The sequence below is a fragment of the Nostoc sp. 'Peltigera membranacea cyanobiont' 210A genome (genome assembly GCF_002246015.1).
Taxonomy (GTDB): domain Bacteria; phylum Cyanobacteriota; class Cyanobacteriia; order Cyanobacteriales; family Nostocaceae; genus Nostoc.
Genome location: NZ_NOLJ01000002.1, coordinates 735,156 through 744,795, shown reverse-complemented (window position 1 = coordinate 744,795; position 9,640 = coordinate 735,156). Strand labels below are relative to the sequence as shown.

Here is a 9,640-nt window from a genome sequence, read left to right as displayed (position 1 = left end):
CCCCTAACCCCTTCTCCCTTGGGAGAAGGGGAATTGAATGTCTAGCTCCCCTTTTTACGGATGGGAGAGGGGCTGGGGGTGAGGGCAAAACGTTGTCACCAAGCGGGTTTAGCGTTAAGTTGACACCTATGCACATCTGCGCGCTCCTACTGTATATTCTATCTGGGTAATGATAGCGAAAAATGCCTAGTACAATGTGGTGCAAGTTTGCCTAATGCTTCTAAACTGCTATTTAGCTCAAAACCTATGACGAGAAAAATATTAACTGGACTAAGTTCTGAAGCCTACGAACACCCCTTCGATCGCAAAGCCTTGGCTTCTTTGCAAAATATGCCCGGTGTCTCCCTACTACTCAAAAAAATTAACGAATACGGTATCGATCGCCTACTCAGACTGCAAAGCCTTGGTAGTGAAATCAGAATTTCATCCCGTAATTTTCCCCAATTACATCAAGCATTTGTAGAAACTTGCCAAATTCTTGATGTTGATCCACTTCCTGAATTGTATCTATTTCGAGGCACAGGTCACATTGAAACCTATATAGTTGGCGTGGAAAAACCCCTTGTCGGTATCAATTTAGATGCAATGGAGTGGCTTGACTCGGATGAATTAATTTACGTTTTCGGACATGAAGTTGCTCGCATCAAGAGTCAGCACATGGTTTATCACCAAATGGCAATTGTTATGCCAACTTTGAAAAATTTGTTGAGCAGTACCACACTGGGTGTAGGTGGCTTGGTAGCTGGTGGAATGGAACTAGGTTTGTATAATTGGCGGATGATGGCTAGGTTCACTGCCGATCGGGCTGCTTTGCTTGCTTGTCAGGATATTGACGTAGCAACTACTACACTGATGAAACTCGCGGGTTTACCAGATGAGTACTTGACTACTGCTGTAATTGAAGATTTTCTCATCCAAGCCCGTGAGTTTGCATCCAATAACTTTGATAGTGTGGATAAAGTCACCAAAATATTAAGCTATACAGAATCTGGGCTTTCTTGGGTAGTTATGCGGGCTGGCGAGTTATTGAAATGGGTTGATTCAGGAGAATATGATAATTTAATTCAACAAACAAATTTAAAGATCCCGGAAGAATTAGAAGAAAAAGAAGGAAAGACACCGCAAGAAAAGGAAGGTTGGAATTTTTTAACTTCTTGGTGATTGAATTTAAAACTTAAAATTTTAGATTTAATTTTTAAATTTAAAATGCGCTTGTGACACTAAATGACTAAACCTGATCCTAATCGAGTTTTGCGGCGTCTACCCATTGTCGTGGGTGGGCTAGGCGCTGTGCTTTTACTAATTAACCGTTTATTGACACCGGAATTAACCCAGTCTCAATCGCGTGGTGATGTAGTGGGTGTGATTTTGAGTGCGGTGTTAATTTTGACGGGTTTAATTTGGCAGCAAGTTCAGCCGCGATCGCCTGATATTGTAGAACTAATTGGAGAAGAAGGTTTTGTACTTGCAGCAGATTTACCCGAAGCCGTGAAAACAGAGCTAGCCTGGGCATCTCATTTATTGTTGACTAATACAGTAACGCGATCGCTTGTGGTTTTTTATCAAGGTAAAGTTTTGTTGCGGCGCGGGATTTTGGGTACTAAATCTGAAGTTGTACCAGGAGTAATCTTAAAACAGGTACTCGAAAAACAAAAACCGATTTATCTAGTTGCTCTCAAAATATATCCAGGTAGGCTTGAATTTGATTATTTACCAGAAAATACTCAAGGTATAATTTGTCAACCTATTGGCAACCAAGGTGCATTAATTTTGGGAGCAAATGCTCCTCGCAGTTACACCAAACAAGATGAAAACTGGATTGCGGGAATTGCTGATAAGTTAGCCGTTACTCTTAGTACTTAGATTGTCAGCTAGTTTAAAAGCCAGCCAGCCAGCCAATTTTAGTGAGACAAGGGGCTTAAGCCCCTTGTTTGGGAGCAAGCTCACAGCTAATCGGTATTGGTAAGTCATTTAGTGTCACAAGCGCATTTTAAATTTAAAAATTAAATCTAAAATTTTAAGTTTTAAATTCAATCACCAAGAAGTTAAAAAATTCCAACCTTCCTTTTCTTGCGGTGTCTTTCCTTCTTTTTCTTCTAATTCTTCCGGGATCTTTAAATTTGTTTGTTGAATTAAATTATCATATTCTCCTGAATCAACCCATTTCAATAACTCGCCAGCCCGCATAACTACCCAAGAAAGCCCAGATTCTGTATAGCTTAATATTTTGGTGACTTTATCCACACTATCAAAGTTATTGGATGCAAACTCACGGGCTTGGATGAGAAAATCTTCAATTACAGCAGTAGTCAAGTACTCATCTGGTAAACCCGCGAGTTTCATCAGTGTAGTAGTTGCTACGTCAATATCCTGACAAGCAAGCAAAGCAGCCCGATCGGCAGTGAACCTAGCCATCATCCGCCAATTATACAAACCTAGTTCCATTCCACCAGCTACCAAGCCACCTACACCCAGTGTGGTACTGCTCAACAAATTTTTCAAAGTTGGCATAACAATTGCCATTTGGTGATAAACCATGTGCTGACTCTTGATGCGAGCAACTTCATGTCCGAAAACGTAAATTAATTCATCCGAGTCAAGCCACTCCATTGCATCTAAATTGATACCGACAAGGGGTTTTTCCACGCCAACTATATAGGTTTCAATGTGACCTGTGCCTCGAAATAGATACAATTCAGGAAGTGGATCAACATCAAGAATTTGGCAAGTTTCTACAAATGCTTGATGTAATTGGGGAAAATTACGGGATGAAATTCTGATTTCACTACCAAGGCTTTGCAGTCTGAGTAGGCGATCGATACCGTATTCGTTAATTTTTTTGAGTAGTAGGGAGACACCGGGCATATTTTGCAAAGAAGCCAAGGCTTTGCGATCGAAGGGGTGTTCGTAGGCTTCAGAACTTAGTCCAGTTAATATTTTTCTCGTCATAGGTTTTGAGCTAAATAGCAGTTTAGAAGCATTAGGCAAACTTGCACCACATTGTACTAGGCATTTTTCGCTATCATTACCCAGATAGAATATACAGTAGGAGCGCGCAGATGTGCATAGGTGTCAACTTAACGCTAAACCCGCTTGGTGACAACGTTTTGCCCTCACCCCCAGCCCCTCTCCCATCCGTAAAAAGGGGAGCTAGACATTCAATTCCCCTTCTCCCAAGGGAGAAGGGGTTAGGGGATGAGGGCGTGAGGGATTTGCAAAACGCCTGTCCGATATAGTTTTCGGCTTAAGTTGACACCAATGACAGATGTGCGTCCCTATGAGAAAATTTGGAAATTTACAATTGATCTATGCAAATTATTTATTGGCTATTACTTGCCGTAATGGTTGTGGGTATTATTGGTGCTGTAGTTCCCGCGATTCCCGGTAGCAGCTTAATTTTAATTGCAATTATTGTCTGGGGAATCGTTAGTAGTTCCTTTGCAGCTATCAAGATTCCACTAATTGTGACAATTATAGTTTTACTACTCAGTGTCGGAGTGGATTTTTTGGCTAGCTATGTGGGAGCAAAACAAGCTGGAGCTAGCAAGTGGGGACAAATTGGCGCAATTGTCGGCTTAGTGGTAGGATTTTTTGGATTATTGCCAACTTTACCTTTTGGGGGGCCACTGTTAGGAATTTTACTAGGCCCGCTTTTGGGAGCAATTATTGGTGAGTATCTGTACCGACGTGAATTTGGGTTAGCAGTTAAAGCAGGTATAGGAATTGTAGTCGGATCTTTGGTTGGAAATTTGATTCAAGGGTTGTTAGCGATCGCCGCAGTTGTAGTTTTTGTTGTAACAACCTGGCCACAAGTCTTTGGCTCTTAGCATTTGAAAAATCTGACAGATATGAGAACAGCGGCAATAGCTAACAGTTAGCTGTTTGTTACAAACATTCAATTTGATCGCAAAGACTATCCATAGTAAACAAATACAGCGGTTTCTCCCATTTATTCTATGAGAGGAACCGTTTAACTAAATATTGGCAACTCGAAAGATTATAGATACACTGCATACTCCATGTATCTAAAATATGATTGAGCTATCTTACGTATAAAAATATACTTTTATTTTTAATTACGTAAATATTTTTTCTTAAAGTCAGAGCTATTGCCAATAATTTAAACCCTAGAGAGTAAGAGATATACGAAGCGGAGATATGTAAGAAATTAAAATTTTATGAAGACTATTTATTAGTTGAAGATGTGATGAAGACCACTCAGTAAATATTGCAGGTTCTAAGTCTATGTGATTTTATGGAGATAAGAAATACATCATGCAAGTTTTGCTTTCACTGACAGTATTTTAAATAGATTACTGATAGTAAAAGTCAAGCAATCAATTTCTCTGTTCCAGGTTATTATTAGGACTCTCAAACGCTCATGATTAGTTTAAAATCTAAATTAGTAAACGCGACTCTGGCTGCTACTTTCGCAATCCCCTTGGCTACTGCTGGAATGTTTGCCTCTGCTGGTTCTGCTCAAGCGGCTTTTCTTAGTAGTGTTTCTTTCTCGGGAGATTTGACTCTTCAAAAAACAGGACAAAATACTCCAAACATTGAAGTAGCCCAATTTGATAATCCAGCAAAGATATTATCTGCTAGTGGTATATTTACTGGTGTACAGAAAGTTACAGTAGGGAACAACGACCCTTACAGCTTAATTTTAGATCTAGTTCCAGGCACCACAAGCACTAAATTTACACCTCTATCTACAACGGTATCAGCAGATTACAAAGTTCGTGTGAGTTCAATAGCTGACCCATTCCTTAGTTTTGATAATGGGATAAAGTTTAAGGCAACCACTATAGAGGACATTACTAGAAAAAATACAAAGAGTAAAAACAACATATATACTACTAGCTTAGATGTATTTAAAATCTTTGGAACATTCTATGATGGTACAAATGCCATAGGCGAGGGATCAGTTACTACTCTAAAGCAAGGTAATAATTCTGGGCGCTATGAGTTTCAAATAGATGCTATCTCACAATCCGTTCCTGAGCCAACAACAATACTAGGCTTAGGTGCATTAGGTGCAGTCATGGCTATGTCTCGCCATCGTAAAACTCTGGCTAATTAATGAAAAAATCCAGCGGATAAATTGCTGATAAAAAGGTGGTAGAACAATTGTAAAGACTACCACCTTGTACAAAATCTATCCAATTATATCGGTTTTCAATGAAGTGTTATGGGTTTTGGTTCGTAGTAATTTAGCGATTACTGCGAACCTTTAATTATTTCCAAGAAAAACTTTATTGAAAACGACTTTTCCCATTTCGGTAATTCTATGGAAAAGTCAGGTTAACTATTCCTAGAAAGACGAACTCAGACTGACTGCAAAGAATTTTTGGCTTCGTTTGCGATCGCATCGACTTCATCATTAGCCAGAGTTTCTAATATAGATTTGGCTTCTGGATTACTCAAACGAGCTAAGGCTTGCACAAGTCTGTAACGAATTTGCCAATCTGGATTGGTAGCATAGGGAGCCAACAGAGGAACTGCTTGTACATCTCCCAAGTCACCCAAAGAACTAATCGCAGCAGTTTGGACTAATTCGTTTTCTGATGAGAGTGCCTCTTTGAGTAGTTCAAAGGCTCGCGGATCGCCCAACTCTCCCAATGTAGCAATAATACTGAATTGTATGAGCCATTCACCAGTTGTATGATAAAGCTGCTGTAAATCTTCAAAAGCTTCACGTAACTTTAGAGCGCCCAAACAGTCTGCTGCTGCTGCTTGGACATCTACTTCGGAGTCATGAAGTAAGCGATCGCGCAAGATATCCAAGGATAATTGTAAATCTTGCGTTCCGAGTGTATCCATTTGACTAACTGCTGAGTAACGGACACGGGAATTGCGATCGCCAATAGCACTTTGAATTAATTCAAAGCCAACCGCAGGTTCCAATTCGCGGATTTGATTTACAGCACGTAAGCGATCGCCTAAATCCTCAGAACTGAGCAATTGCTTAACAGACTCCGGAGTAATACTCATTTAGTTATCCTTGATTTTCAAATGTATAAAAAAGACAGACGCGATTAATCGCGTCTCTATTTTTGGCTTTTGTACGCGATTAATTGCGTCTCTATTTTTGACTAATCTTGACTAGCAGCCATAGCCCGAATAATATCACCACGAGTGAGAATACCAATTACTTGACCTTTAATATCAAGTACTGGCAAGCGGTGAACGCTGCGATCGTGCATGATTGTAGCTGCTTCTCTTAAAGTTTTATCAGGGGAAATAGCGATCGGGTTTTTACTCATCACCTCCCCAACGGTTTGCCCTAGAGCCTTGTGCAAATCACGGTCATACGTAGCAGGATTTTTTAAATAGATAACACTATCAAGAAACATAATGTACGCAGGTGGAGTAACACCAGTTTCTTGCCACATCAAATCGGTTTCCGAGATAATGCCTACCAATTTACCGAGATCGTCCACAACAGGTAGTCCGCTGATATGGCGTTCTGCGAGAATTTGGATAGCTTCCTTGAGTGGAGTTTCCTCCCGGACAACAATAGGATCGCGGCTCATCACATCGGCAACGGTTTTAGGCATTTATTTGCTGACACCTTAAATCAAAGTCCCTGCGCCTATTGTAGAAAATTGCGGGACTCAACCTGATGCAATTAATAGATTGTTACGGGATTGGTCATTTGTCATTGATTATTTTTTTGTTCCCCCAGTCCCTAGTCCCTAGTCCCTAGCCCCCACTTCCTTTCAATGCAGCAATAATTTGAGTATTTGCTTTCGGAAAAGTAAAATGCTCCAGTTCTTCCAAACTTACCCAGCGAATTTCATCGGATTCCAAAGGTTGGGGGATACCTGTAAGATGGCGACAGTGATGTACTGTGAGGGTAACGCGCAAGTTTGTATAGCTGTGGTCAATAGTAATCAGATGCTCTCCCACTTCAATCACTATTCCCAGTTCTTCGGAAATTTCCCGTTGAATACATTCTTGGATGGTTTCACCAGGCTCAATTTTACCACCAGGAAATTCCCACAAACCACCCATCGCTCCTTCTGGGCGACGGCGGTCAATTAAAATTTGCTTTTGGTCATTCCAAATTACTGCAACACCAATGATTTTATGGGGTGGGAAAGAACTGGTTTCACTCATAATTGAATGGGGAGTAAGGAGTAGAGAGTAGGGAAAGAATTCGTGAATTTTGACTCTTGACTAATAACAAAACTCGGCAGACTAGTTGTAACTCTGCCGAGTTTTGATTTATTGCAAAGGTGATTTAGCGCTGTTCGTTTATCCACAAATGTGCATTCATCATTTATAAATAAGCCTCTAATATCATGTTCGCTTAAATACTTAATTATTCAGACCGCAAAAAGGTTTAGAGGAGAGGGATTTTTATGCTTTCTGCATAGGTTCGGGAGTTATAACTAACTAGCCTGACATCCCTGATATCATACATATAATTGATTGAATTAATCACAAAATTACAGGAGTTTACAGAGAAGCGAAATCAAAGATTCCGCGTTCCTCTGCGTTGAAATTTCAACCTGAATTCGTCACTATTTTGGATATTTTAAAAAACTTAGCTGATGTATAATCGGGAATTAGCAGCAAAAATTTCGCAGAGACTTATTTTCAATTCGTATCGCTGTAACTATGATTAGTTCTCAGCCCAACAATATTGATTGAATTTACCAAATTTTACATTTCTAGTCAATTTCGATGTTGTCGGTTTCAGATCCTTGTAGAGCCATTTCAAAATTCATTCTCTGTTCAGCGTTACGCAAGAAATAACCACTAATCATCGCAGAAGCAAGAAGCCTACCTAGATTTTCGCGATTTGTGGTTACAGTAACACCAAAGTGTTCTGAAGGTAGATTACCTAATAGCCCTGTAATATTCCGTTCCATCACCTGAAAGACTTCGGCAGACGTGGGTTTGGATAGCTGGGTAACTGTCTCTGGACTCAAGGATTTAACGTACTGCCAGAGTAAATCGTTAGTTTCTGATTCACTATTAAAAAATTCTGAGACACGATTGGATGGGTTACTCATTTTTTAGCTCCTTAACTACCACTATTGGCTGCGGTGCTTGTGATTTAAATATTAAATGTCTGTTTTGGATTTGACTTAGTTATTTTGTCTTCCTGTCAACTAATGTAACAGCCTAGCGCAAGAGTGGAAGTAGGTGTAACCGTACCAAAGTCAGCGTATTTTCTCACCCCAATAAATAGGTGAGGAGTGGGGAGTTAATTACAAACTCATCACTCCTAACTTCTAACTTGCCAAATATTCATCCATATTGGCTTTAGACTTGCGAAGTTTGCTTAAGGCTTCCCGTTCAATTTGTCGGACTCGTTCTCGACTAATGTTTAATATTTCACCAATTCTAGCCAGAGTCAGGGCTTGCCCATCAGTTAAGCCAAAGCGCAATGTGATTACTTCCCTCTGTTGTGGTGTGAGATCGCCCATCAGACGATCTAAGTCATAAGATAGGGAAGATTGCATAACAAACTCTTCGGGAGAAGCGCCTGGATCTTCCAGCATTTCTCCGAGTTCGGTGTCGTAGTTATCACCCAGCCGCAAATCCAAGGAAAGAGGCAAACGCGCCTTTTCTAAATACTCTCGTACTTGTTTGGGGGTCAATTCTAATTCTTCAGCTAGCTCACCAGCCGTAGGAGCGCGTCCCAATTTTTGAGACAATTGACGCTGTGCCTTTTTAATCTTATTTAATTTTTCGGTGATATGGATCGGCAGCCGAATGGTGCGAGCTTTTTCGGCTATAGCACGAGTAATCGCTTGCCGAATCCACCAATAGGCATAAGTAGAAAATCTGTACCCTTTGGTGGGGTCAAACTTTTCTACGCCCCGTTGCATACCAATGCTACCTTCTTGGATCAAGTCCAGTAAATCGACGTTGCGCTTGATGTACTTTTTAGCAACGGACACTACCAGCCGCAAATTGGCTTCTACCATCTTGCGTTTGGCAATTTCACCATCTGCGATCGCTTCGTTCAACTCTGCTGGTTCTAGGTTTGTTGCTGTGGCCCACTCTTCTAGAGTCGGTTGACGATCTAGCTGGGTGGCAAGAGATTCCCTTGATTCGTGCAAAGCACAAGAACGTTGCACCTGTTTACCATAGAAAATCTCTTCCTCGTGTGTTAAGAGTGGCACACGGCCAATCTCACGCAGGTAAGTCCGCACGAGGTCTGTGGCTGTCTGAGCGGTCTTCATGGCGCTACTCTTTGGTAATGATGGGGTTGGCGGTAGGGTCATTAAGGGATAGATGCTTTCTTTATTAGGGTGCTACCCAGTCAGACTGGGAACCCATGTTATGGTTTGCAACTTACGCGCCTGAGAAACTCGGCTGCTCATAATCATCAAATTTAGGCTTCTTAACTGCTAAAACTACAGTTATTTCCTAGTTTTCACAAGTATCTACAGTTAGATAAAAGGTTGCTTTTTAAACATTTTTTATGGAAGTCTTATTAAAAATTGTAACATTTATGAGAAGATTTTGGCTAAATAATGACATGAAATCTTCTGGTTTTTCCAGTTAATGTAACCTTGCCCTCTATCTTAAGGCTGACTAAAAGTCAATTTAAGAAATTATCTGGTTCAAATAATTTTCCTCATATTTGTTAAAGTATCTCAATGAGAACTATATTCATTCC

10 protein-coding genes are annotated in these 9,640 nt (G+C 40.4%); 4 read left to right on the top strand and 6 right to left on the bottom strand.

Annotated features, from left to right (window positions below):
• Window positions 1–246 precede the first annotated feature (246 nt).
• On the top strand, window positions 247–1,161 hold the full coding sequence (locus CDG76_RS08115; RefSeq protein WP_094348523.1) for a M48 family metallopeptidase: 915 nt from the start codon (window positions 247–249) through the stop codon (window positions 1,159–1,161).
• A 63-nt stretch (window positions 1,162–1,224) separates the two neighbouring features.
• Window positions 1,225–1,863, top strand: a complete 639-nt coding sequence (locus CDG76_RS08110; RefSeq protein WP_094348524.1) for a cofactor assembly of complex C subunit B — start codon at window positions 1,225–1,227, stop codon at window positions 1,861–1,863.
• Between the two features lie 171 nt (window positions 1,864–2,034).
• Here the strand turns inward: CDG76_RS08110 and CDG76_RS08105 are convergent, their stop codons facing one another.
• Complete coding sequence (locus CDG76_RS08105; protein WP_094348523.1) at window positions 2,035–2,949, bottom strand: M48 family metallopeptidase; 915 nt, start codon at window positions 2,947–2,949, stop codon at window positions 2,035–2,037.
• A gap of 359 nt (window positions 2,950–3,308) precedes the next feature.
• Between CDG76_RS08105 and CDG76_RS08100 the strand changes: the two genes are divergently transcribed.
• Complete coding sequence (locus CDG76_RS08100) at window positions 3,309–3,827, top strand: DUF456 domain-containing protein (protein WP_094348522.1); 519 nt, start codon at window positions 3,309–3,311, stop codon at window positions 3,825–3,827.
• A gap of 554 nt (window positions 3,828–4,381) precedes the next feature.
• Entirely contained in the window at window positions 4,382–5,080 is a 699-nt protein-coding gene (locus CDG76_RS08095; protein WP_094348521.1) for a PEP-CTERM sorting domain-containing protein, read from the top strand.
• Between the two features lie 245 nt (window positions 5,081–5,325).
• On the opposite strand, the gene nblB is transcribed toward CDG76_RS08095, so the two are convergent.
• From nblB to CDG76_RS08070, 5 genes are all read right to left on the bottom strand, one after another.
• Window positions 5,326–5,991 carry a phycobilisome degradation protein NblB gene (gene nblB / locus CDG76_RS08090; protein WP_094348520.1) on the bottom strand — a complete coding sequence of 222 codons (666 nt, stop codon included), beginning with the start codon at window positions 5,989–5,991 and terminating at the stop codon, window positions 5,326–5,328.
• Between the two features lie 101 nt (window positions 5,992–6,092).
• Entirely contained in the window at window positions 6,093–6,557 is a 465-nt protein-coding gene (locus CDG76_RS08085) for a CBS domain-containing protein (RefSeq protein WP_190240790.1), read from the bottom strand.
• Between the two features lie 145 nt (window positions 6,558–6,702).
• Window positions 6,703–7,119, bottom strand: coding sequence for an 8-oxo-dGTP diphosphatase MutT (gene mutT / locus CDG76_RS08080; RefSeq protein ID WP_094348519.1), 417 nt, complete (start codon window positions 7,117–7,119; stop codon window positions 6,703–6,705).
• A 557-nt stretch (window positions 7,120–7,676) separates the two neighbouring features.
• Window positions 7,677–8,021 (bottom strand): DUF760 domain-containing protein, encoded by a 345-nt coding sequence (locus tag CDG76_RS08075; protein ID WP_094348518.1) that lies wholly within the window; start codon window positions 8,019–8,021, stop codon window positions 7,677–7,679.
• A gap of 222 nt (window positions 8,022–8,243) precedes the next feature.
• On the bottom strand, window positions 8,244–9,200 hold the full coding sequence (locus CDG76_RS08070) for an RNA polymerase sigma factor, RpoD/SigA family (RefSeq protein WP_094348517.1): 957 nt from the start codon (window positions 9,198–9,200) through the stop codon (window positions 8,244–8,246).
• Window positions 9,201–9,640: the final 440 nt, after the last annotated feature.